The organism is Aminobacter sp. GW821-FHT11F06 (genome assembly GCF_058808215.1).
Genome location: NZ_JBXARL010000002.1, coordinates 63569 through 86757, shown reverse-complemented (window position 1 = coordinate 86757; position 23189 = coordinate 63569). Strand labels below are relative to the sequence as shown.

Here is a 23189-nt window from a genome sequence, read left to right as displayed (position 1 = left end):
ACATTGCGGCGAAGTCAAACTTCGCCGAGCACAAAACGAAAAATAACTCAATCAGTTAACCCGCCGGTAAAGGCGGGCTGCAGAAAACTGGTGATGGTGAATTATTTGCGTGCCAGCAAAGCCTCGACCAATGGGCCATCGACCTCGCCGGTCGGCTTCATGGCGTTGTCCTTCTGGAAGGCGGCAATGGCGTCCTTGGTCTTCTGGCCCATCATGCCGTCGGGTTTGCCGACCTCGTAGCCATTTTTGCTGAGTATCGCCTGGATGTTGTGCACGGCCTTCTTCATGTCGACCTTGACCGGCGCGTCTTGCCATGCGGCGGGAACCGCAACTGAGTTGGAAGCGGGGTCCAGTGCCTTGGGCTGCCACAGTGCTGTCGTCTCCTTGGCCCGCTTGAGCTGCTCGGGGGTGAGCGCCTTGGCGATTTCGTCGCGCTTGGATGCCGCGTCGTTGTCGCCCTGCTTGGCGACCAGCGCGAACCATTTGTAGGATTCTTCGAGATCCTGCTTCATGCCGACGCCCTTGGCGGCGAGGATGCCGAGATTGAACTGGCTGTCCTTGACGCCGAGTTCGGCGGCGCTGACGAACCAGCGGTTGGCCGAGTCGTTGTCGACGGTGCCGTCGGCACCCATGGCAAGCAGCACCGCCAGATTGTGCATGGCGCTGGCGTTGCCCTGGGCAGCGGCGAGCTGGTACCAGGTCTTGGCCTTGACGGCGTCGAGCTCGACGCCGAGGCCCTTCTCGTACATGTTGCCGATGCGGTACTGCGCCGGCGCGAAGCCGAGTTCGGCCGATTTTTCGTACCACTGGGCCGCGGCTTTCATATCCGCATTGGTGCCGCGGGCTTCGGCGTAGCGCGAACCGATCTCAAACAGCGCCTTGGCGTCGCCGGCATTGGCCGCATCGCGCAGTGGCGCCGGACCGACAGCTTCGGCCATGAGGCCAGCAGGTGTCGGCGTTGGCTTGATCGCCTCGGTCACGATCGGCTGCGCTGGAATGGACTGCGTGCTGCCATGGTCGAGCGCTGTATCGGCGGGTGGCATGTCCATGGCCGCGTCGGCCATCATGCCGGGCTCGACATTCGGGCTCTGGGCGACTTCGGGCTTGTCGACATTGCGAACCGGAGCGGCATTTGTCTCGATGGGCTTGGCGGGCGCCGTTGCCGCGACCTGGACCGGCTGAGCCGACGAGGGCGCAACGGTGACGCTTGCCGTCTCGACAGGGTCGTTGAGGAATGCCTTGCCGAGCTGCATGCCGGCGAGCGCCAGCATCACCGCGCCGACGGCCATCAGCACCGACTTGCGGCGGGACTTGATGAGATCACCGATGCGCAGCGCGCGCACCGGGCCCTTGAAGTCGGAATTGCGCTTGAGCGAATCCGCCTCGGCGGCGGCTGCCTGAGCGGCGCGTCGGGCAGCTGCGATGAAATCAGACTTCGCCGCGTCGGGCTCGTTGGCACGCACGGTTTCGCCACGCTCGTCGCGGACACGGCGCATGATGGCGTTGAGGTCGGGCGCGCCCGAGCCCGGCTCCAGCGGACGGTTGGCGATCTTGGGGTCAAGCGGCGCATCGAGCATGACGCTTGGCGAAGGCGTCTCGACGACGGGCTCGGCAGCTTCTGAAGCGACGGGCTCCTGCCTGGCCTTCTTGCTGGCGAAAGCGCGCGCAAGGCCGCCGAGCATCGAGGTCCTGGCCGGCGGCTCTTTCTTGTCCATGCGGACGCCGTCGAGGGCAGCCACCGCAGCGGCCGCTTCTGCGGCTGCCTGGGCCGGGCTGCGGGTCGGGCGATCGCCCTGGACCGGATGCTCGGCATGATCGGAGCGGCGGCCAAAGGTGGCGTTGGCCTCGGGCAGCGGCGCTGGTGCTTCCGAATCGAGCGCCGGCGTTTCGCTGAGCGCCAGTTTCGGCGCCGGCGACAGTATGGTGGTCGACAACAATTCGGCGACGGAAGCAGGCGCCTCGACAGGTGCCGGTTCGCTGGGTTCAAGCGAACCGAGCCGGTCGACGATCTTCAGCAGCGTGTCGTGGATCGCCTCGAAGGTCTTGCCGTTGCGCTCGTCGGAGCGGCGGGTCAGCGTTTCCAGCGCCTTGAGGTCCTGCGCAAGTCCCGCGACGGCGGCGGTTTCGGTGGTCGAACCGGAGAAGGAACGCACCGCATTCTCGGCGGCCTGGCGGGCAGCTTCGACAAGGGCGTGGTGGTTGCCGGCGATCGCGCGTTCGATCTCGTCGATGCGCGGGCGGATGTCTTCGAACTCGGGCAGCGGCGCGCCGGGACGCGCGAGATGGCCCGACAATTCGCTGACCTGGGCTTCCAGGCTGCGGATCAAGCCCGGGTCGATGCTCGACACCTGCGCTGCCGACATTTCGAGGCGCCCGGAAATGTCTTCGAGGCGGGCTTCGAGCCCGCGCATCGCAAGCTCGTTGGCAGGGTCGGTGCGGTTGGTCTCCAGCCGCTGGGCAAAAGCGGTGAAGCGCGCGTCGATGGCTTCCATGATGCCAGACTGGTCGGCGACCGGCTGGGCCGCCTGTCGGTCGAGACGTTCGCCTAAATCTTCGAGACGGCGTTCGAGATCGCGAAACAGCACATTGCCATGTTCGAAGGCGTCGCCCTGGCGTCGCTCGAACACCTGGGCGAGCGCGTCGAAGCGCTGCTCGATACCCTGGAAGATGAGACCGGCATCAGGTGCTGCGGGCGTGCGTTCGATCTTGTCGGCGATCAGCGAGATCTGCCGGCCGAGGCGCTCGACGGCCTGCTCGGGGACCTCGCTGCGCGCGGCAATGTCGTCGACACGATTGGAGAGCACGTTGAGGCACTCGATGATCTCGGCCGTCGGCTGCTCGGTGGTGATCTCTTCGATCTGATGGGCAAGGGCTGCGATGCGCACCTCAAGCCGCTCGAACGGCTCGGGGTTGAAATGCGGTGTCTGGGCGGCAACCGTCGAGGCGACGATGGCGCGCGAGATCTCGTCCAGGCGCTCGTCGATGAGGCTGAACATCTCCTCGCCATGGCTGTCGCGCTGGCGCACGAACTGGTCGACGGCACCGGCAAGGGTGCGGACCTTGTCTTCGATAGAGCGCAGCGACAGCGATTCGGGCAGGTTGTTGACGGCGTCGTTGATCTGTTCGAGACGGCCGGCAAGTGCCGTAAGGGCCGGGTCTGCCGGGCGCTGGCGCACATCCGTCGACATGCGGTCGGCAAAATCGGTCCAGCGGCGGTCGAAGTCGTCCCAGCGGCGGTCGACCGAAAGGACTGTCTCTTCGCGCGCCAGATCGCCGAGCGAGCGGCGGACCTGTTCGAGTTCGAGGCGCAGCGTGTTGACGCTCTTGTCGTCGCTGCGTTCGACGAGCGAGTGGATGGCGCCCGACAGCCGCTCCAGCTCAAGCCCGAGTTCGACACCGTGGGCGCCTGCGGCACCGGCCTGGCTGGCGCGGTCGATGTCCTTGCGCAGCAGGTCGAATTCGCGCTGCAGCCCAGACGTCATCTGGTGGCGCATCTCTTCGCGCAGCGCGCGCAATTCGTTGGCGATCTTGCCGGCTGCGGCGATGCCGTCTTCCTGGCCGCGGGCGCGGTCGATGTCGCGCGCGATCGTCTGATAGGGCCGTTCGTAGGGCGCGCTGCGGCCATACTCGCCGCGTGGCGTGTAGCCGGCCGGGGGCGCCTGGCGCTGCGGCGCGCGATAGGATTCGGCAGCTTCCTCGCGCGTGCGTTCGAGCCGCGCTTCGAGATTTTCCAGGGAACGGTTGAGCTGGTCGAGCGAAGCATGCGGGCGGCGCTGCCTGCCTTCATTCAAGGTGTCGAGATAGGACCGCTTGTTGCTCATCGAAACGCCCGTTGGTCAGAGTGCTGGTGCTAGAACCAGAAGTCTCAAATCCTTGCCGGGAACGGAGGGTGCGAGATGCCACGGAACTGGGTTTCCTGGGCTTTTCGCCGCCTTCCGAAACCGTGAACAATCCGATACATGATGCCCACGGGGGAACCGACACGGGTACATTTCCCTCAACGTGGTAAACAAGCTCTTAACCAAGCTTAAGAAACTGCGACGTTGTGTAACCGCCGCAGCGGCCAAATCGGCCAGATTTCCCTTGCGTAGGGTAGGCGCTATCGTTATAGCATTTACGTAAACGTAAGACGTGTGCAGATCGCCGTCTTTGGGAAACATTTACATAGAAACCACGATCGGAAGCCCCGCCCCCTGCGGCTTCCATCAGAGCACTGGCCGGCTCTGCCGCCGTGCTCGCAATTGGGGATTGCAGAGAAGATGATGAAGCTTGTGTCGGTCGCCGACGTTGCGGCCAATGAAAACAATCTTTCCAGCGAGGACTATGTCCGCATTGGCGAGATGGCGAAGAAGTATGGCGTGACGCTGCGGACGTTGCGCTTTTACGAAGACAAGGGGTTGCTCAATCCCAAGCGTGAGGGTGCTACGCGCCTTTACACCCGTCGCGACCGCGCGCGGCTGAAGCTGATCCTGCTGGGCAGGAAGGTTGGCTTTTCGCTGCGCGACGTCAAGCAGATGATCGACCTCTACGATCCGACAGGCACCAACGCCAAGCAGCTGCGCCTGACGCTCGACAAGTCGGACAAGCAGCTCGGCCGCCTCAACAAGCAGCGCCAGCTGCTCGACGAAGCGATCGGCGAGCTGACCGACCACATGGCGACTGTCCGCCAGTTGCTGGCCGAGCGCACCACCGTGCAGGCCAGCGCCGCAAGCTGAGCATCAAGCTGTTGCTTTTGAAAACGACCCGGCGAGGGAGACTTCGCCGGGTCGTTTTGCGTTTTGGGGGCGAATTGGGCTGGGCGCAGGGTGCGCTCGCAACGTCCGTTTCTGTGCGGCAGAGTGAACGTAGGCTTGCCGCCTTCCGGCGGAGGCTTGGCCAAGATCGCAGCGAGCCAGCTCCTCCACCGTCCTTGGTCTCGCCGATGTCACGGCATGGATTCCCGACACTCTCCGCTCGTTTCACTCGCTCACGAGGTCGAGAATGACGGGTCCCGTTGGCCGCTTCCGCCAATGATGACCGATGACCGTGTACGGTTCTTGCTACCCTGACGTCGAAGGTTTGCCGAGGCGACACCCTGCAATCCGTCATTCCCGACCTCGTGAGCGAGTGAAACGAGCGGAGAGTGTCGGGAATCCATGCCGTGAGGTATCGGGGTAGAGTCGATGCAGACCCTGCGCTTCCGAAGTGCTCCAAAGCACCTTGAACACACCGAAAATTTCGACGAAAGACGGATTCACAAAAATTGACGTTTACGCAAACGTCAATTTTTGCTACTGCCCATTCGACAAGCGGTTCCCCGTCGCATACCGTCTGGCCGGAACCGGTTTACATTTGCTGGAGGAAGAGCAATGCCGATATTCCGGGCGCCGGTCCAAGACACGCTTTTTGTGCTGAACGATGTGCTCGGCTATGAGCGCTACAGCAATCTTGCCGGCTTCTCCGATGCCAGCCCCGACGTTCTCGAAGCGATCCTCGCCGAGGGCGCCAAGCTCGCCGAAAACGTCATGCATCCGCTCAACCGCGTCGGCGACATGGAAGGCTGCGTCCGCAACGACGACGGCTCTGTCACCACGCCGAAGGGCTTCAAGGAAGCGTTCGACCAGTATCGCGACGGCGGCTGGATGGGCTTGGCCGTCCCTGCCGAACATGGCGGCCAGGGCTTGCCCTATACGGTTCATTCGGCGGTCGGCGAATATATGTCGGCGGCCAACATGGCGCTGATGATGTATCCCGGCCTGACCCAGGGCGCGATTGCCGCCGTGCTCGTCCACGGTTCCGACGAGCAGAAGGCGACATGGCTGCCCAGGATGGTCGAGGGTGCCTGGACCGGCACCATGAACCTGACCGAGCCGCATTGCGGCACCGATCTTGGCCTGCTGCGCTCGAAGGCCGTGCCGAACGGCGACGGCTCCTACAAGATTTCCGGCCAGAAGATTTTCATCTCGGCCGGCGAACACGACATGTCGGACAACATCATCCATCTGGTGCTGGCCCGCATCGAGGGCGCGCCGGAGGGCGTGAAGGGCATCTCGCTGTTCATCGTGCCGAAATTCAATCTCGACGCCTCGGGCAATCCCGGCACACGCAACGCGGTGTCCTGCGGCTCGATCGAAGAGAAGATGGGCATCCATGGCAATTCGACCTGCGTCATGAATTATGACGAGGCGCATGGCTTCCTGCTCGGTGAGGCCAATGGCGGGCTGAAGGCGATGTTCACGATGATGAACGAGGCGCGTCTAGGCGTCGGCCTGCAGGGGCTCGCCGTTGCCGAGGTCGCCTACCAGAATGCCGTCGCCTACGCCAAGGACCGCATCCAGGGCCGTTCGCTGACCGGTGCGAAGGCGCCCGACAAGAATGCCGATCCGATCATCGTCCACCCCGACATCCGCCGTGCGCTGATGACGATGAAGGCCTTCAACGAGGCCGGTCGCGCGCTGTTGCTGTGGACCGCGATCAACTCCGACATCGCTCACCGCTCCGAGGACGCTGGCGAACGCCAGTCGGCCGACGACCACATGGGCCTGATGACGCCGATCGTCAAAGGCGTGCTTACCGACAAGGGCTTCGAGCATGCCGTGATGGCGCAGCAGGTGTTCGGCGGCCACGGCTACATCGAAGAGCATGGCATGAGCCAGTTCGTGCGCGATGCCCGCATCGCCATGATCTACGAAGGCGCCAATGGCGTGCAGGCGCTCGACCTTGTCGGCCGCAAACTCGGCCTCAATGGCGGCCGCGCGGTGCAGGCCTTCTTCAAGGAGGTCGGTGACTTCTGCGAGGCCAATCGCGGCGACGAGCAGATGGCGCCCTACACCAAGTCGCTGAAAAAGGGTCTCAACGATTTGCAGGCAGCGACCATGTGGCTGGTACAGAACGGCATGACCAATCCGGACAATGCCGGTGCTGCTTCGACCGACTATATGCATCTCTTTGGCCTGGTGGCGCTCGGCTACATGTGGGGCCGGATGGCCAAGTCGGCGCAGGACAAGCTTGCCACCGGCGCCAACGGTTCGGCTTCGTTCTACGAGACCAAGCTTGTGACCGGCCGCTACTTCATGGAGCGCGTCATGCCCGAGACCTCGGCGCATCTGGCGCGCTTGTCGACCGGCTCGGCGACGATGATGGCGCTCGCCGCGGAGGCGTTCTGAGCCCAAGGAGGCTGATTTGGCGCTTGGCATCCCCCTCTGCCCTGCCGGGCATCTCCCCCTCAAGGGGGGAGATTGGCCGTCATCACGGCTTGCGCCAATCGGCAAAGTTGTAGGGCGGGCGCGGTGGCTGAAGCTGCCAGTCTCCCCCCTTGAGGGGGAGATGCCCGGCAGGGCAGAGGGGGGTGACCGGGTGTTGTCTTTGGGAGGAAGTGCATGATCAACCCAGCCGAAGTCCTTTCATTGCCCAAACCCGCCTGGGCGGCGGACGATGTGGCGATGCTTTACGACATGGCGCACCGTTTCATGTCGGAAGAAATCCTGCCGCACTACGACGCGTTCGAGAAGAACGAGATGGTCGACCGCGCGAGCTGGGAAAAGGCCGGTGCCGCCGGCCTGCTCTGTGCCTCGATGCCGGAAGAGTATGGCGGCTCGGGCGGCACCTTCGCCCATGAGAGCGCCATCATCGAGGCGATCGGCCATGTCGGCGTCGACGGCTTCGGCATCGCGCTCCACAATTCGATCGTAGCACCCTACATCCTCCACTACGGCTCGGAAGAGCAGAAGAAGAAGTGGTTGCCCAAGATGGCGACCGGCGAGCTGATCGGCGCCATCGCCATGACCGAGCCGGGTGCGGGCTCCGACCTTCAGGGCGTCAAGACGCGCGCCGAGCGGGACGGCAACCATTACCGCATCAACGGTTCCAAGACCTTCATCACCAATGGGCAGCATGCCAATCTGATCATCGTGGTGACCAAGACCGACCCGTCGAAGGGCGCCAAGGGCACGTCGCTGATCGTTGTCGAGACTGACGAGGTCGAAGGGTTCGAACGCGGGCGCAACCTCGACAAGATCGGCCTGAAAGCCAACGACACTTCCGAGCTGTTCTTCAACGACATGCGGGTTCCGACCTCGAACCTGCTCGGTTCCGAGGAAGGCCAGGGCTTCGTCCAGCTGATGCAGCAGCTGCCGCAGGAACGGCTGCAGATCGGCACCGGCGCGATTGCCATGATCGAGCGCGCGCTGGCCGAAACTATCGACTACGTCAAGGACCGCAAGGCCTTCGGCAAGGCGATCCTCGACTTCCAGAACACCCAGTTCAAGCTCGCCGAACTCAAGACCGAGGCGACAATCGGGCGCGTCTTCTACAATGACTGCGTCGCCCGTCACATTTCCGGCGGGCTCGATCCGGTAACGGCTTCGATGGCCAAGTATTGGCTGTCGGACCTGCAGTGCAAGATCGTCGACGAATGCCTGCAATTGTTTGGCGGCTATGGCTATATGAATGAATACCCGATCGCCCGCATGTACCGCGACGCGCGCGTGCAGCGCATCTATGGCGGAACCAACGAGATCATGAAGTTGCTCATTGCCAGGAGCTTGTAGACAGGAAGTTTGAACCACCCCCACTCCGGCCCTTCGGGCCACCTCTCCCCCTGCCTGGGGGAGAGGTGGCCAGGCTGGAGTAGCGTCGACGCAAGCCGCAGCGTTTCCTCTCCCCCGTCGAACGGGGGAGAGGTGTCGAGGCGAAGCCGAGACGGAGTGGGGGTCGACCATGTACGCGAAGCATGCGGATGAGCCCGCCTGACTTGGCCTTAAAGGAGATGAAAAATGGCTGACGCTTTTGTCTATGACGCCGTGCGCACGCCGCGCGGCAAGGGCAAGAAGGATGGATCGCTGCACGAAGTGCCGGCGGTGCGCCTTGGCGCCAAGGTGCTGGAAGCGCTGCGCGACCGCAACGGGCTCGATACCGCCGAGGTCGACGATATCATCTTCGGCTGTGTCGATCCGGTCGGCGAAGCAGGCTCGGTGATCCCGCGTTCGGCCGCCTTTGAGGCTGGCTATGATAACAAGGCGCCGGGCATGCAGATCTCGCGCTTCTGCGCTTCCGGCCTCGACGCCATCAACTTTGGCGCTGCCAAGATCGCGCAAGGTGCGGACGAGATCGTCATCGCCGGCGGCGTGGAATCGATGTCGCGCGTCGGCATGGGCATGTCGGGCGGAGCCTGGTTCATGGACCCCTCGGTCGGCATGCCGGCCTGGTTCATGCCGCAGGGCGTCTCAGCCGACCTGATCGCCACCAAATATGGCTTCTCCCGCGACGACGTCGACGGCTATGCGGTCGAGAGCCAGAAGCGCGCCGCCAAGGCGTGGGAGAAGGGCTACTTCAAGAAGTCGGTCGTGCCGGTCAAGGACCAGAACGGCCTGACCATCCTCGACCATGACGAGCACATGCGCCCGACCACCGACATGCAGTCGCTTGGCCAGCTCAACCCGGCTTTTGTCATTCCCGGCGAGATGGGTGGCTTCGATGCGGTCGCGGTGCAGCGCTATCCCGAGCTCGAAGAGATCAATCACGTCCACCACGCCGGCAATTCGTCCGGCATCGTCGATGGCGCGGCGGCCGTGTTGCTCGGCTCCAAGAAGGCCGGCAAGACCATGGGCCTCAAGCCGCGCGCGCGTATCCGCGCCTTCTCCAACATCGGTTCCGAGCCGGCGATCATGCTGACCGGTCCCGTGGACGTCACCGAGAAGCTGCTCAAGCGCGCCAAGATGAAGCTCTCGGACATCGACCTGTTCGAGCTCAACGAGGCCTTCGCCTCGGTGGTGCTGCGTTACATGCAGGCCTTCGAGATCCCGCACGACAAGATCAACGTCAATGGCGGCGCGATTGCCATGGGCCACCCGCTGGGTGCGACCGGGGCGATGATCCTGGGCACCGTGCTCGACGAGCTGGAGCGCCGCGATCTCAACACCGCCCTTGTAACGCTGTGCATCGGCGCGGGCATGGGCACCGCAACGATCATCGAACGGGTGTAGCGCCTCTTCCTTCTCCCCGTTTACGGGGAGAAGGTGGCCCGAAGGGCCGGATGAGGGGCAGCGCCAAGATTGGCAGGGTCAATTCCGCCCCTCACCTGCCTGCCGGCATCCTCTCCCCGTAAACGGGGAGAGGACAGCAGTTTCACCGTCGCGCCTTGCCGCTGACGCAACAGATTTCAAGGAGGAACTTCTCCAATGGCTGATTACACCAACTTCACGGTCGACGTTGATGCCGATGGTATCGCACTCGTCACCTGGAACATGCCCGACCGCTCGATGAATGTTTTCACCGAGGAGGTGATGAACGAGCTCGACAAGATCATCGATCAGGTGGTGGCAGATGCCGGCATCAAGGGCGCTGTCATCACCTCGGGCAAGGAGACCTTCTCCGGCGGTGCTGACCTCACCATGCTGCAGAAGATGCTGAAGATCTTTGCCAAGGAAAAGGCCAAGGATCCGGAAAAGGCGGCGAAGCTCCTGTTTGACAATGCCGGCCGCATGGGCGCCTTGTGGCGCAAGCTCGAGACCTCGGGAAAACCGTGGGTTTCGGCGATCAACGGCACCTGCATGGGCGGCGCGTTTGAGCTGTCGCTGGCCTGCCATGGCCGCGTTGCTGCTGATAGCGACAAGGTCAAGATGGCCCTGCCGGAAGTCAAGGTCGGCATCTTCCCGGGCGCTGGCGGCACCCAGCGCGTGCCCAGGCTGACCGATCCGCAGTCGGCTTTGCAGATGCTGACCTCGGGCCAGACGCTGACGCCGCAGAAGGCCAAGGGCATGGGCCTGATCCACGCGGTGGTTGAACCCGCCAAGCTGATCGAGGCGGCCAAGGGGATGATCGCCGGCGGTCTGAAGCCGGTTCAGCCGTGGGATGAAAAAGGCTTCAAGCTGCCCGGCGGTCCGGTCTATTCGGCGGCGGGCGCCAATCTGTGGCCACCGGCAATCGCCATCCTGCGCCGCGAGACCTATGGCAACTATCCGGCTGCCACCGCGATCCTGAAGTCGGTCTATGAGGGCCTGCTGGTGCCGTTCGACACCGGCCTTCGCATCGAGCAGCGCTACTTCACCGAGATCATGCAGACCAGGGAAGCGGCGGCGATGATCCGCTCGCTGTTCGTGTCGCTGCAGGAGCTGAACAAGGGCGCGCGCCGCCCGGCCGGCGTGGCTGATACCAAGTTCAAGAAGATCGGCATCCTGGGTGCCGGCTTCATGGGCGCGGGCATTGCCTATGTTACAGCCAAGGCCGGCATTCCGGTCGTGCTGCTCGACCGCGACATGGAATCTGCCGAAAAGGGCAAGGCCCATTGCGACAGCCTGATCTCCGAACAGGTCAAGAAGGGCCGCGCCAAGGCCGAAGAGCGTGACAAGCTTTTGTCGCTGATCACACCGACCGCCGACTATGCCGATCTCAATGGCTGTGACCTCGTCGTCGAAGCCGTGTTCGAGGATTCCGAAGTCAAGAAGAGCGCCACCGAAAAGGCCGAGGCCGTGCTGAAGTCGTCGGCCGTGTTTGCCTCCAACACCTCGACCATTCCGATCACCTCGCTTGCCAAGAACTCGGTGCGGCCGAAGAATTTCATCGGCATCCACTTCTTCTCGCCCGTCGACAAGATGATGCTGGTCGAGATCATCATGGGCAAGAAGACAGGCGACAAAGCGCTGGCCACCGCGATGGACTTCGTCCGCGCGATCAAGAAGACGCCGATCGTCGTCAACGACACGCGCGGCTTCTACGTCAACCGCTGCGTGCTGCGCTACATGTCGGAAGCCTTCAAGATGCTGATCGAGGGTGTGCCGGCGGCGATGATCGAGAACGCCGCCAAGGCTGCCGGCATGCCGGTCGGCCCGCTGGCGCTGACCGACGAGACTGCGGTCGATCTCGCCCAGAAGATCATGAAGCAGACGATCCGCGATCTCGGCGAAAAGGCCGTCGATCCGCGCCAGATGGCGCTGATCAACACCATGGTCGACACCCATGGTCGCCTCGGCCGCAAGAACACCAAGGGTTTCTACGATTATCCGGCAAAGCCCGCCAAGAAGAAGCTGTGGCCCGGCCTCAAGGACCTCTATCCGCAGCTCGCTCCGGAGAGGGTCGATGTTGAGGAGATCAAGCAGCGCCTGCTGTCGGTCATCGCACTCGAAGCGGTGCGCGTGATGGAAGAGGGCATCGTCACCGACCCGCGCGAGGCGGATGTCGGCTCGATCCTCGCCTTCGGCTTTGCGCCCTACACGGGTGGTGCGCTGTCTTACATCGACGGCATCGGCGCCAAGAAATTCGTCAAGATCGCCAAGGACCTGCAGAAGAAATACGGCGCCGAGTTCAAGGCGCCCAAGCTGCTGCTTGACATGGCCGAGAAGGGCGAGACCTTCTACCAGCGCTTCGACCCTTACGCCAAGGTCGAGGAAAAGAAGGCGGCCTGATCGGGAATGTACGTCTGGGCAAGACTGGCTCGCATGGCCGCGACGAAATCTCGTCGCGGCCCTTACCGCTTTGGCGATGAAGGCCGGCTGTCGTTCCGCTGCCTGCCGACCGACATCGACTTCAACATGCATCTCAACAATGCGCGCTACATGATGCTGGCCGATGTCGGCCGCATCGACATCTTCATGCGCTCGGGCCTGATCGAACTTGCCCGCAAGCGTGGCTGGGCGCCGATGCTGGGCGGACTGCAGACAGTGTTCGTGCGTGAGATCAGGCTGTGGAAGCGCTTCGAGGTGGTGTCCTCGATCGAGACCTGGAACGGCACCGAGGTGATCGGCAAGCATCGCTTCGTGCTCGACAATGGCGAGACCGCAGCCCTGATCATGACCAGTGCCGGTGTCTATGATCGCGGCAACAGGCGTTTCGTTGAGATCGGCGATCTCATGCGGGAACTGGGCGTCGATGCCACGCCGCGTCCGGTGAGCGCTGAAGAGAAGATCTTCATCGCCTCGCACAAGGGGCTGCGGACACTGGCGAAAACGAAGGACTGAATGCAGCGGGAAGTCGCGACGGGCAGCGCCTGTTCGCTATCTCCGACAAGGTGCAAGTGATAATATCAGTAGGTGCTAATGTTGGCATTTACCGGGAGGATTATCATGCGCATGCTGCTGAAGATCTCGATTCCCGCCACCCAGGGAAACCGCGCCATCAAGGACGGCAGCCTGGCCGCCATCATGGAAAAATCGCTCTCCGAGCTCAAGCCGGAGGCTGCCTACTTCACCTTGGACAACGGCAACCGCACGGCCTTCGTGTTTGTCGACGTCAAGGATGTCACCACCATTCCCAGCATTTGCGAGCCGTTTTTCTTCGGCTTCGATGCAGCGATCGACATGACGCCTGTCATGAATGCCGACGACCTTAGGGCCGGCCTCAAGATGATGATGCAGAAGATGTGAGCCTCCTCTGAGCGGATCGGAAGTCAAATCGCCCGCGCAGGCGACTGCGCGGGCGAGACGCGTCTGGACATTCGCTGCCAGCGTGGTTAATACTAAAAAAGGTATTTTTTCCTGTCCGCAAGGAGAGCGCCATGCTCTCGCATGAACGTGTCTGGGCCGCGATCGACGCTCTTGCCGAGCGTTATTCGCTTTCGGCGTCGGGTCTCGCCAAGAAGGCCGGGCTCGACTCGACCGCGTTCAACAAATCCAAGCGCCAGTCCGTCGACGGCCGGCCGCGCTGGCCCTCGACCGAGTCGCTCGCCAAGATCATCGATGCGACCAATTCTTCGCTCGAGGAATTCCTGGGTTTTGTCGAACCGGCGAAGACAACCGTCAGGACCAGGCCAAGGGAGAGGCAGACGGGCGTGCCGCTGCTCGGCTTCGCCCAGGCGGGTGCAGGCGGCTTTTTCGACGATGCCGGTTTTCCGGCGGGGCAGGGCTGGGAGCTGATCGAGCTTCCGGCGCGCGCCACCGACAGTTCCTATGCGCTTGAAGTTCAGGGCGACTCGATGCTGCCGCTCTACCGCAACGGCGATGTGCTGATCGTCGAACCGGGCGCTGCGGTGCGCAAGGGCGACCGCGTCGTGGTCAAGACGATGTCGGGCGAGGTCATGGCCAAGGTGCTCGAACGCCAGACACAAGGCGTCATCGAACTGGTGTCGCTCAATCCCGAACATCCCATCAGGCGTTTCCACACCGGCGAGGTCGAGTGGATAGCGCGCATTGTCTGGGCGAGCCAGTAAGGGATGCGTCCAGCAGCCATAGCCATCGCCGCCGCCGGTTTCGGCATCGCGACCTTGCTCGTCACTCTGGGCGGCCACAGATTGGCGGCCATTGAAGCGCCGGCTGTCGATGTCATCGATGAGGAAGACCTGCCTCCGGAGGACGGTAGCGCTGCGGTGGACCCATCGCCGTCCGAGCCGCAGGCACCTGACACCACAACGCCAGCTCCTGAACCGCCCGCGTCCGAGCAGGGCGGCTTGTTGCGGGAGGCGCCGCGCGCGCCGCTGAGCGATCTCAGCCTGGCGCTGCCGCCGAAGCCGAAGATGACCGACGAATGGGACGGCACCACGCTGTTCCAGCCGGTGGCTTCCGCTGCCGGGCTGATTGAAGCCAAGGGCCTGCGCGTTACGATATCAGGCGTTGCGAAGGTCGATGCCGACGAAAGCTGCTCTTTCGAGGGCAAGGATTGGAACTGCGGTGCTCGCGCACGGACGGCATTTCGCAGCTTCTTGCGGAGCCGAGCGGTCGTCTGCGACGTGCCCGGCGATGTTGCGCAAAGCGAGGTCGTCGCAAAATGCCGGATCGGCAAGCAGGATATCGGCGAATGGCTGGTGGCAAACGGCTGGGCGAAGGCCGATCCAGGCGGACCCTATGTCGACATTGGCAAGAAGGCCGAGGCGGAGAAGAAGGGCATTTACGGTTCGCCGCCTGAGCGGATCGAAATGACGCTGTCGCCCGACGGCACGAACCTGCCCGCGGTCGAAGCACCACCCGCGGAGCCAGAGGCTCCGATCCAGTAGGCGTTCAGGCGCAAGCGGGCTGGCGCTCCATGTAGATGTCGAGCTCGTCGCGATGCGTTTCGACAAAGCCATGGCGCTCGTAGAAACGTTTGGCATCGCTCTGGCGCAGCACATCGAGGCGGACTGCGCGACCTGCGGCATCGGCTTCATCCAGCAACTGCCGCAGCACGGCACCGCCTGTGCCTTGGCCCTGGGCGTCTGGCACCAGATAAAAATGTTCGAGCAGCAACGCACCGTCATGCGGTCCGAAGGCGACGCAGCCGACGAGGCGCGCGGAATTGCTCAGGATCAGCCGCGTATGTTCGGGCCGGAACGTGTCGCGAAAACGCTTCCGCGCCCGTTCAGGATCGAAGCGGCCGATGCGCCCGAGGCTTTCGCGCATCGCACGCAGCCTGATGTCGAGCAGGCGCTCGAAATCAGAGGCTTCGGCCGGCTCGAAGCCGAAATTGGCGCTCGAGCCGGCGTCCATGTGTCAGGCCGCCAGTTTGCCTTCAAGCGCGTTGCGGATGAGCGCACGCGTTTCGTCGATGCCGTAGAGCGCTGCAAACGAGCCGAAGCGCGGGCCGCGTTCCTGGCCGATCAGTATCTGGTAGATCATCTGGAAGAAGGCGACCGATACGCCGGGGCCGCCTTCCGGGCTCTTCTTGGAATGATCCTGGTAGCGCTCGATCTGGCGGGCGATGTTGAGCACGGCGTTCTGGATCGCTTCGCCATCGGCGCCCGCAGGCAGGGCGCCGAGCGCCTTTTCGAGCGCTTCCAGTGCCTGGCGTTCGACATCGTCGGCCGCGCGGAAGGTCTTCGTCGGCTTCACGAAATCGTCGAAATAGCGGATCGCATAGCCCGTCAGCCTGTCGAGCTCAGGATGCGTTGCGGGCGTTATGCCAGGCGCATGGCGCGAGATGAAGCCCCACAAGACGTCCTTGTTCTGGGCGTTGGAGGCGCTGACCAGGTTGAGCAGCATCGAGAACGGCACCGGCATGTCGACGACAGGTGGGTTGCCATCATGCATGTGCCAGACGGGATTGCCGAGCCGCTCTTTCCACTCCTGCCGGGGATAGGCGGCGAGGAAGGCATAATATTCGTCCACCGCCCGCGGGATAACGTCGAAATAGAGCTTCTTGGCCTGGCGCGGCCGCTGATACATGTAGAGGCCGAGGCTTTCGGTCGGCGCGTAGGTCAGCCACTCGTCGATGGTGAGACCATTGCCCTTCGACTTCGATATCTTCTGGCCGTTCTCGTCGAGGAACAGTTCGTAGACGAAATGCTCCGGGGCACGTCCGCCCAAGATATTGCAGATGCGGTCGTAGATGATCGCGTTGGTCTGGTGGTCCTTGCCGAACATCTCGAAGTCGACGCCGAGTGCAGCCCAGCGCATGCCGAAATCCGGCTTCCACTGCAGCTTGACCTTGCCGCCGGTGACGGACAGCGTGGTCTCGGTGCCCTCGTCGTCGAAGGTGATGGTGCCGGCCTTGGCATCGACATGCTTCATCGGCACGTAGAGCACGCGGCCGCTCTTCGGCGAAATCGGCAGGAACGGGCTGTAGGTCGCCTGGCGCTCTTCGCCGAGCGTCGGCAACATCACCGCCATGATCTTGTCGTAGCGTTCGGCGGCACGCAGCAACATCGCGTCGAAACGGCCGGCCTTGTAATATTCAGTCGCGCTGGCGAACTCGTAGTCGAAGCCGAAGGTGTCGAGGAAACGGCGCAGCATCGCATTGTTATGATCGCCGAAGCTCGAATAGTCGCCGCCGAACGGGTTGGGCACTGAGGTCAGCGGCTTGTGCAGGTGCGGCTCGAGGAAGGCGCGGTCCGGCACATTGTCGGGGATCTTGCGCATGCCGTCCATGTCGTCGGAGAAGCACAAAAGCTTGGTCTTGACCTTGTCTTGGGTCAGTACGCGGAAGGCGTGGCGTACCATCGTGGTGCGCGCCACTTCGCCGAAAGTGCCGATATGCGGCAGGCCCGAGGGGCCGTAGCCGGTCTCAAACAGCACTGTCTCGGGGAAATCCTTGCCTTTGTAGCGCTCGACAATCTTTTTGGCCTCCTCGAACGGCCAGGCTTTGCTTTCAGCCGCTGCCGTGAGGATTTCGGGGTTGAGATCGATGATGTTTGATCTCGTCATGTCGAGAGCCCTTTTCGTTGGGCGGAACGTCCGCCAAAGAGGGCATGCTCTATGCGCGCATGCTGCGGGCGTCAACGATTCCGGCCATTTTTCATTGCAGCGGTGCCCTCGCGTTCTTAAGTTCGGGCGGCAAATCAATTGTCTGGAGACCTCCATGCCCCTGCCGACCGCCCACGAGGCGCTGATCTATCTGATGGTCGTCACGTCTGCTTCCGACCGTGACATGACCGATGTCGAGCTGGCGCGGATCGGCGAGGTGGTCAGGACGTGGCCGGTCTTCATGGATTTCGATGCCAAGCGGCTGATTGCGGTGGCCCAGGATTGCCAGGAACTGCTGCATGCGGAAAACGGCCTCGACGATATTCTGGACACGGCCCGCAGGGTGATCCCCGAGAGGCTGCACGAAACTGCCTATGCCGCGGCTTTCGAAGTGGCGTCGGTCGATCTCGAAATGCGCATGGAGGAAGTCCGTATCCTGCAACGCCTGCGGCAGAATCTGAGCGTCGACGCCCTGACGGTCGCCGCGATCGAACGTGCGACCAAGGCGCGCCACCGCACGCTGACCTAGAAAAAGCTGACCGGGAAATAGCGTAGATAAAGCTCGGCGAAGGTGCCCTTGGCCGAGATCTCGTGCAGCGCATAGTCGAAGGCGGCGGCCAAAGCCGGATTGTCCGGCTTGGTGGCGATCGCAAGTCCGGTGCCGAGATATTCCGGCGCGAGATAAGGGCCGCCGGCAAAACGGCAGCACCCGGCGGCATCGGTGCCGGCAAGCCAGAAGGACAAGCGCATGCCGTCGCCGAAGACGGCGTCGAGCTTGCCGTCCTTGAGGTCAAGGTTGAGCCAATCCGGCTTGGTATAAGTGACGACCTTCACTTTGCCGAAATAATCCCTGAGCACGCGCTCATGCGCCGAGCCTGCCAGCACGCCGACACGCTTGCCCATCAGCTTGTCGACAAGCGGCTCGGTGACGGCTTGCCCCTTTTTCATGATGAAGCGTGCCGGGAATTGTAGATAAGGCCGCGAGAAGGCGTATTTTTCGCGCGTATCCGCCGTTGCCGGCACTCCCGCGATCAGCGCTTCGCCTTCGCCCGAGTTCAGCGCGTTGTCCAGCTCAGCCCAGGGCAGGGCCTGGATCTGGCATTTCTCGGCAATGCCCAGTTCAGCGCAGATGGCGCGGGCGAGGTCGATGTGGAAACCTGACAGCCGGCCGCTTTTGTCGATGAAGTTGAAGGGCGGAAAATCGGTCGTCGTCAAAAAACGCAGGCGCGGCAGTGTCGAGAGATCGGGCTTCTGCAGGCGCTCCTTGCTGTCCCACAGCACCGGCGCCTGCGGTTCGGCAGCCTTGGCTGGGCCGAGCAGTGCTGCAAGCGACATTGCGATCGCAAGCATCAGCGGTGCGGGGTTCATGGCTGCGCTCCGGCCCTCGGCTAACACGTCGCCAACGGGGACGACGGGCATTCACGTGTTCAAACTTGCAAAACCTTTACCGTCGCGATCGCTGTCAGGCAAAGCGATTGTGCGGCTGTGCACGACAAGGCGTCGCAAGTCGCCGGTAGATATAACAAATTATATCAAATACGCGATATCTCACCCATTCGGGGCATGGTCTCGCTGAGGCCGGCATGCATTATTGTCGCGGGGATTTGCAGCATGGGGGTGTTGCAATGGAACTGGACCGGTCGCCTTGGGGAGGACGCACCTACGCGTGCGAGCTGTTTAATGCAGCTGGCGTGGCTTGGTTCGATCACTGTCGAAGTATCCAAATTTACGGCTCGCAGGCCGTGGGTGCGTGATGGTCGCGCTTGACGCAAGTCATGTGACCATCCGCGCCGCTTTTTCTGGAGGCCTGCCCCCAGAACAAAGCTCAATCGAAGAAGCGAACGACAACAGCCTCAGTGCCTATGACCTGGCGCTGGTTTCCGTGCCGGAATTGCGGTCGGCACTCGACCGGCTCGGCCTTGCCGAGGCTAGCCGGCACAGCTTGGCTGCGCGCGCAACGTTCCATGGCACGACGTTCCAGGCCGAGCTGCTGGTCTCGGACCTAGTGTCCGAGCGCGCCTACTTTTCGGCGATGGCTCGGGAGATAGGCGTCGAGTGCCTGAAATCGATTGATCCGCACCGGCTGATGATGGACGACAAGACCTGCTGGGCGCAGTTCGACCGCAACAGCCGTGTGATGTGCGCCAGGCTATGTGAGGCGCCTGGGCGCTACACCTGGGTCGTGGTGCCGGACCAGGCAGGCTGGAGCCTGCTTAAGCGGCATTGCCAAGCCAGCCCCGATTTGAGGGGCCGCATCAAGGTTGTCGCCCCATCGGTGCTTCGCGCGGCATTGCTGGTGCACGCGCGTTCGATGTTGACGCGATATGCCGTGACCAATCTGCATGACAAGCAGCCGGAGCTTTCGGCGCGCGACGTGTTGTGGCCCTGGCAGAGCTACAGCCTCGGCATGCTGACGGTGTTGCTGCCGGCAGCCTTCGCTACGGTGCCCATGCTGGCGTTGTTTGTTGCCCACCTGATCATGGTGACCTTCTTCATCGCATGCGCGGCTTTGCGCGCAGTTGCGGCGGTTTCGCTGCTGCCTATGAAGCCGCCGCAGGTTTCGCTGCCGCTTTCACCGCACTTGCCGGTCTATTCGGTGCTGGTGGCGCTCTATAAGGAGGCCGAGGTGGTGCCCGACTTGCTGGTCGGGCTCAGCAAGCTGCTGTGGCCGCGCAGCAAGCTCGAGATCAAGCTGATCTGCGAGGCCGACGACACCGAGACGATCGCGGCGATTACCGCCCATCCGCTGCGCTCTTATGTCGAGGTCGTTCTGGTGCCGCCGTCGCTGCCGCGCACCAAGCCCAAGGCTCTGGCCTATGCCTTGCCGCTGACACGTGGCGATGTGATCGTGCTTTACGATGCCGAGGACCGCCCGCACCCGATGCAACTCGCCGAGGCATGGCAGCGCTTTCAAAGCTCGACGCCCGATCTTGTCTGCCTGCAGGCGCCGCTTGAGATTTCCAACCGAGGTTCGAACATGATCGCCAACATGTTCGGCTTCGAATACGCCGCACTTTTCCGTGGCCTGCTGCCTTGGCTAGCTCACAACCAGATCACGCTTCCGCTTGGCGGCACCTCCAACCATTTCCGCCGCGAGGTGCTGGAAGAGATCGGTGGCTGGGATCCTTACAACGTTACCGAGGATGCCGACCTGGGCTTGCGTCTCGCCCGCCATGGCTATCGCTGCGAGACGCTGACCTGTCCGACCCGCGAGGAGGGGCCGGAAGATCTTGCCTCATGGCATCGCCAGCGTGTGCGCTGGTTCAAGGGCTGGATGCAGACATGGCTTGTGCATATGCGCGAGCCGCGCGCGCTGGCCACCGAATTGCCTGCGATCTCCTTCGTCGTCACGCAGATCCTGTTCGCCGGCATGGTGCTGTCGTCGCTGCTGCATCTGGTGCTGGTAGCGCTGCTTGTCGGACTTGCGGTGCAGATCGTGTTCGATGTGCCGATGGGGCTGTGGCAGTCGTCGCTTGTCGCCCTGGATGTGATCGCCATCCTGCTTGGCTACAGCGCGTTCCTGATGCTCGGCCGGCTCACGCTCAAGCCCAGGGAACAGCGCGGTTTCTGGAAGATCTGCCTGTTCACGCCGGTCTACTGGACGATGTTGTCGGTTGCGGCATGGTGCGCCGTGTACGAGCTATGGCGGCGTCCGCACCATTGGGCGAAGACACCGCATCGCAGGCGCGCGGCAAGGTCAACTGCCTAGCAAGGAAGTGCTGCAGCGTCCTTTGCACGTCCAATTGGGCGCGCGGCGCTGGAGTCAATCCTTCAGGAACTTCATGCCCTCGGCGATGATCTTGCCGTCGGGTCGGCCGACCTTGTCGAGGTCGCGCCCCTCATAAGGCAGCGCCCGCAGGATGTGCCTGATCACCGCGACGCGGCTGCGGCGCTTGTCGTTGGCCTGGACCACGATCCACGGTGCGTGCTGGGTGTGGGTCTTTTCAACCATCAGCTCGATCGCCTTGGTGTAGTCGTCCCACTTGCTGATGCCGGCTATGTCCATCGGCGAGAACTTCCAGCTTTTCAGCGGGCTGTGACGCCGGTCGTGGAAGCGCTTGAGCTGCATCTCCTGGCTGATGTCGAGCCAGAACTTGAAGAAGTGGACGTTCTCATTGACGATCATCTTTTCGAAATGCGGCGTCTCGTCGAGGAATTGCCGCTGCTGCTCGGGCGTGCAAAAGCCCATCACGGGCTCGACGCCGGCGCGGTTGTACCAGGAGCGGTCGAAGGTGACGAATTCGCCTGATGTCGGGAATTCGGCGACATAGCGCTGGAAGTACCATTGGCCGCGTTCGGTCTCGGTCGGCTTGGTCAGCGCCACGTTGCGCGCCGTGCGAGGGTTCATGTATTGGCGCAATACGAAGATCGTGCCGCCCTTGCCGGCGGCGTCGCGGCCTTCGAACACCGATAGAACACGCTTGCCGGTGGCTTGCAGCCAGGCCTGCAGTTTGACCAGTTCGACCTGCAGCTGCTCGATGGTCTGATCGTATTCTTTCTGCGGCAGCTTGTCGTCATAGGGATAGTTGCCCGACTTCAGCGCCCTCTTGTCGATCCAGTCCGGCAAGATGGGGTCGTCAACGTCGAAGGACCTGACGTCCTTGCCGATCTTGACCTCGATCGGCCCGGCCTTTGGCACGGCATCGACCTTCAGCACCGCTTCGGCGGCATTGTCCTTCTTGCTTTCCTTGTCTTTTTTCATGACCTCGGCACCTTTCCAGCTCGGCAAGTCATGCTATTGGGTGGCTTGGGAGCGGTCCAGAGGCTTCTTGAAGGCGCTGTCGCGGCGGAAAGTTCGTATGGCTGAGACCAGCACGCAGACGAGGGCAAGGCGGACGGCGAGGCTGACGGCCGGCCGGCTCTACCAGAACCGCTGGATGCTCGTGGCAGCGATCATCGCGGTTCTTGCTGTGCATTTCTTCGGTGCGGCCTCAGTGACCTTCACGGCGCTGACCATCGCGGCCCTTGTCTTGTTCGCGCTCGCTGCGCCGCGCACGCCGGCGGCACGCCGGCTTGCCGAAGCAAGCGCGCGGGTCGAACGCTCGCCGCTCGACAGGCTATCGGGCGAAAAGCTGGCGGCGGCGGTTGCCGATCCGCTCATCATCTTCGACCGCGACGGCACGGTCGTACACGCCAATGCTGCCGCCGAAACCGCCTTCGGCGCGATCAGGCCCGAGCTGCCATTGTTGCTGAAGTTCCGTGCGCCGGAAATGCAGGCACTGATCGAAGCGGTATTGCGCGGCGAAGGTAATGGGCAGGCGACGGACTATGTCGAGCGCGTGCCCTTCGAACGGGTCTATCGCGTTACTGCCTCCGCGGTGGGGCGCGGCACCGGGCTGTTTGTGCTTGCCTTCAAGGACCAGAGCGAGGCGCGCCGCATCGACCGCATGCGCGCCGACTTCATCGCCAACGCCAGCCATGAACTGCGCACGCCGCTTGCCTCGATCGCCGGTTTTGTCGAGACGCTGCGTGGGCCTGCCCGCAACGATCCCAATGCGCGCGACCAGTTCCTGCAGATCATGCAGAACCAGACCGGCCGCATGGCCAGGCTGATCGACGATCTGTTGTCGCTGTCGCGGCTGGAGATGAAGCCTTATCTCAAGCCCGGCGTGCGCGTCGATCTGCGCCAGACCGTCGAGGCTGTCATTGCGTCGCTCGCCCCACTCGCCGGCGAGACCGGCGTGGTCATCGAACGCGATTTCGCCGACGGGCCATTCGAGGTCCACGGCGACCGCGACGAGCTGTTTCAGGTGTTTCAGAACCTGCTCGAAAACGCCTGCAAATACGGCCAGTCGGGTGGGCGTGTGCTTGTTACGATGCAGCGCGCCAGCGAAGGCGGCGAGCCGGAGTTCGAGGTCACCGTCCGCGACTTCGGCCCTGGTATTCCCGCCGAGCACATTCCGCGCATCACCGAGCGTTTTTATCGCGCCGATGTCGAAACCAGCCGCGCCCAGAAAGGCACGGGGCTGGGCCTGTCCATCGTCAAGCATATCCTGACGCGGCACGGCGCGCGGCTGTCGATCCGCTCGAAGCTGGGCGAGGGCGCTGCCTTCACTGTGCATTTCCCCTTGGTCTGAACGGCGATTTGCCGTCTTGGCTTGACCAGCCGGCTATCGCAAAAACCGGTTG

General features: G+C 62.9%; 17 protein-coding genes. 12 read left to right on the top strand and 5 right to left on the bottom strand.

Features of this window, described 5'->3' with window-relative positions; genetic code table 11:
- Nucleotides 1–101: 101 nt before the first annotated feature.
- Nucleotides 102–3821: a peptidoglycan-binding protein gene (locus AC1RTB_RS04820; protein WP_492875239.1), complete on the bottom strand. Its 3720-nt coding sequence runs from the start codon at nucleotides 3819–3821 to the stop codon at nucleotides 102–104.
- 441 nt (nucleotides 3822–4262) lie between these two features.
- On the opposite strand from AC1RTB_RS04820, the gene AC1RTB_RS04815 reads away from it, so the two are divergent.
- The 9 genes from AC1RTB_RS04815 (at nucleotide 4263) to AC1RTB_RS04775 (ending at nucleotide 14899) form a co-directional block, all read left to right on the top strand.
- Nucleotides 4263–4715, top strand: coding sequence for a MerR family transcriptional regulator (locus AC1RTB_RS04815; RefSeq protein ID WP_492876316.1), 453 nt, complete (start codon nucleotides 4263–4265; stop codon nucleotides 4713–4715).
- 633 nt (nucleotides 4716–5348) lie between these two features.
- Nucleotides 5349–7145: an acyl-CoA dehydrogenase gene (locus AC1RTB_RS04810; protein WP_492875237.1), complete on the top strand. Its 1797-nt coding sequence runs from the start codon at nucleotides 5349–5351 to the stop codon at nucleotides 7143–7145.
- A gap of 213 nt (nucleotides 7146–7358) precedes the next feature.
- The gene (locus AC1RTB_RS04805) at nucleotides 7359–8528 is read left to right on the top strand and encodes an acyl-CoA dehydrogenase family protein (RefSeq protein WP_492875235.1); all 1170 of its coding nucleotides are present in this window, start codon (nucleotides 7359–7361) and stop codon (nucleotides 8526–8528) included.
- A 225-nt stretch (nucleotides 8529–8753) separates the two neighbouring features.
- On the top strand, nucleotides 8754–9962 hold the full coding sequence (locus AC1RTB_RS04800; protein WP_492875233.1) for an acetyl-CoA C-acetyltransferase: 1209 nt from the start codon (nucleotides 8754–8756) through the stop codon (nucleotides 9960–9962).
- Between the two features lie 195 nt (nucleotides 9963–10157).
- Nucleotides 10158–12380, top strand: coding sequence for a 3-hydroxyacyl-CoA dehydrogenase NAD-binding domain-containing protein (locus AC1RTB_RS04795; protein WP_492875231.1), 2223 nt, complete (start codon nucleotides 10158–10160; stop codon nucleotides 12378–12380).
- Nucleotides 12381–12386: 6 nt separating this feature from the next.
- A complete protein-coding gene (locus AC1RTB_RS04790; RefSeq protein WP_492875229.1) occupies nucleotides 12387–12932 on the top strand; it encodes a thioesterase family protein in 546 nt (181 codons plus the stop codon).
- Between the two features lie 105 nt (nucleotides 12933–13037).
- The gene (locus AC1RTB_RS04785; protein ID WP_492875227.1) at nucleotides 13038–13337 is read left to right on the top strand and encodes a hypothetical protein; all 300 of its coding nucleotides are present in this window, start codon (nucleotides 13038–13040) and stop codon (nucleotides 13335–13337) included.
- A gap of 131 nt (nucleotides 13338–13468) precedes the next feature.
- Nucleotides 13469–14119, top strand: coding sequence for a S24 family peptidase (locus AC1RTB_RS04780; protein WP_492875225.1), 651 nt, complete (start codon nucleotides 13469–13471; stop codon nucleotides 14117–14119).
- A 3-nt stretch (nucleotides 14120–14122) separates the two neighbouring features.
- Nucleotides 14123–14899, top strand: coding sequence for a thermonuclease family protein (locus AC1RTB_RS04775; RefSeq protein ID WP_492875223.1), 777 nt, complete (start codon nucleotides 14123–14125; stop codon nucleotides 14897–14899).
- Nucleotides 14900–14903: 4 nt separating this feature from the next.
- On the opposite strand, the gene AC1RTB_RS04770 is transcribed toward AC1RTB_RS04775, so the two are convergent.
- Nucleotides 14904–15368 carry a GNAT family N-acetyltransferase gene (locus AC1RTB_RS04770; protein ID WP_492875221.1) on the bottom strand — a complete coding sequence of 155 codons (465 nt, stop codon included), beginning with the start codon at nucleotides 15366–15368 and terminating at the stop codon, nucleotides 14904–14906.
- 3 nt (nucleotides 15369–15371) lie between these two features.
- The gene (locus AC1RTB_RS04765) at nucleotides 15372–17021 is read right to left on the bottom strand and encodes a lysine--tRNA ligase (RefSeq protein WP_492875219.1); all 1650 of its coding nucleotides are present in this window, start codon (nucleotides 17019–17021) and stop codon (nucleotides 15372–15374) included.
- A 154-nt stretch (nucleotides 17022–17175) separates the two neighbouring features.
- On the opposite strand from AC1RTB_RS04765, the gene AC1RTB_RS04760 reads away from it, so the two are divergent.
- The gene (locus AC1RTB_RS04760; RefSeq protein WP_492875217.1) at nucleotides 17176–17589 is read left to right on the top strand and encodes a tellurite resistance TerB family protein; all 414 of its coding nucleotides are present in this window, start codon (nucleotides 17176–17178) and stop codon (nucleotides 17587–17589) included.
- Here the strand turns inward: AC1RTB_RS04760 and AC1RTB_RS04755 are convergent.
- Entirely contained in the window at nucleotides 17586–18428 is an 843-nt protein-coding gene (locus tag AC1RTB_RS04755) for an ABC transporter substrate-binding protein (RefSeq protein ID WP_492875215.1), read from the bottom strand. The two genes, AC1RTB_RS04760 and AC1RTB_RS04755, sit on opposite strands and share 4 nt — an antisense overlap.
- 385 nt (nucleotides 18429–18813) lie before the next feature.
- On the opposite strand from AC1RTB_RS04755, the gene AC1RTB_RS04750 reads away from it, so the two are divergent.
- Nucleotides 18814–20769, top strand: a complete 1956-nt coding sequence (locus tag AC1RTB_RS04750) for a glycosyltransferase (protein WP_492875213.1) — start codon at nucleotides 18814–18816, stop codon at nucleotides 20767–20769.
- 54 nt (nucleotides 20770–20823) lie between these two features.
- Here AC1RTB_RS04750 and ppk2 read toward each other — a convergent pair whose 3' ends face one another.
- Nucleotides 20824–21762: a polyphosphate kinase 2 gene (ppk2, locus tag AC1RTB_RS04745; protein ID WP_492875211.1), complete on the bottom strand. Its 939-nt coding sequence runs from the start codon at nucleotides 21760–21762 to the stop codon at nucleotides 20824–20826.
- Nucleotides 21763–21859: 97 nt separating this feature from the next.
- On the opposite strand from ppk2, the gene AC1RTB_RS04740 reads away from it, so the two are divergent.
- Nucleotides 21860–23137 (top strand): ATP-binding protein, encoded by a 1278-nt coding sequence (locus tag AC1RTB_RS04740; RefSeq protein ID WP_492875209.1) that lies wholly within the window; start codon nucleotides 21860–21862, stop codon nucleotides 23135–23137.
- Nucleotides 23138–23189: the final 52 nt, after the last annotated feature.

Bases quoted from the DNA above. Each gene is read 5' to 3' on its own strand.
- AC1RTB_RS04770 (WP_492875221.1), bottom strand. From the start codon at position 15,368: ATGGACGCCGGCTCGAGCGCCAATTTCGGCTTCGAGCCGGCCGAAGCC.
- AC1RTB_RS04755 (WP_492875215.1), bottom strand. From the start codon at position 18,428: ATGAACCCCGCACCGCTGATGCTTGCGATCGCAATGTCGCTTGCAGCA.
- AC1RTB_RS04765 (WP_492875219.1), bottom strand. From the start codon at position 17,021: ATGACGAGATCAAACATCATCGATCTCAACCCCGAAATCCTCACGGCA.
- AC1RTB_RS04760 (WP_492875217.1), top strand. From the start codon at position 17,176: ATGCCCCTGCCGACCGCCCACGAGGCGCTGATCTATCTGATGGTCGTC.
- AC1RTB_RS04820 (WP_492875239.1), bottom strand. From the start codon at position 3,821: ATGAGCAACAAGCGGTCCTATCTCGACACCTTGAATGAAGGCAGGCAG.
- AC1RTB_RS04810 (WP_492875237.1), top strand. From the start codon at position 5,349: ATGCCGATATTCCGGGCGCCGGTCCAAGACACGCTTTTTGTGCTGAAC.
- ppk2 (WP_492875211.1), bottom strand. From the start codon at position 21,762: ATGAAAAAAGACAAGGAAAGCAAGAAGGACAATGCCGCCGAAGCGGTG.
- AC1RTB_RS04740 (WP_492875209.1), top strand. From the start codon at position 21,860: ATGGCTGAGACCAGCACGCAGACGAGGGCAAGGCGGACGGCGAGGCTG.
- AC1RTB_RS04790 (WP_492875229.1), top strand. From the start codon at position 12,387: ATGTACGTCTGGGCAAGACTGGCTCGCATGGCCGCGACGAAATCTCGT.
- AC1RTB_RS04795 (WP_492875231.1), top strand. From the start codon at position 10,158: ATGGCTGATTACACCAACTTCACGGTCGACGTTGATGCCGATGGTATC.
- AC1RTB_RS04750 (WP_492875213.1), top strand. From the start codon at position 18,814: ATGGTCGCGCTTGACGCAAGTCATGTGACCATCCGCGCCGCTTTTTCT.
- AC1RTB_RS04780 (WP_492875225.1), top strand. From the start codon at position 13,469: ATGCTCTCGCATGAACGTGTCTGGGCCGCGATCGACGCTCTTGCCGAG.
- AC1RTB_RS04815 (WP_492876316.1), top strand. From the start codon at position 4,263: ATGAAGCTTGTGTCGGTCGCCGACGTTGCGGCCAATGAAAACAATCTT.
- AC1RTB_RS04805 (WP_492875235.1), top strand. From the start codon at position 7,359: ATGATCAACCCAGCCGAAGTCCTTTCATTGCCCAAACCCGCCTGGGCG.
- AC1RTB_RS04800 (WP_492875233.1), top strand. From the start codon at position 8,754: ATGGCTGACGCTTTTGTCTATGACGCCGTGCGCACGCCGCGCGGCAAG.
- AC1RTB_RS04775 (WP_492875223.1), top strand. From the start codon at position 14,123: ATGCGTCCAGCAGCCATAGCCATCGCCGCCGCCGGTTTCGGCATCGCG.
- AC1RTB_RS04785 (WP_492875227.1), top strand. From the start codon at position 13,038: ATGCGCATGCTGCTGAAGATCTCGATTCCCGCCACCCAGGGAAACCGC.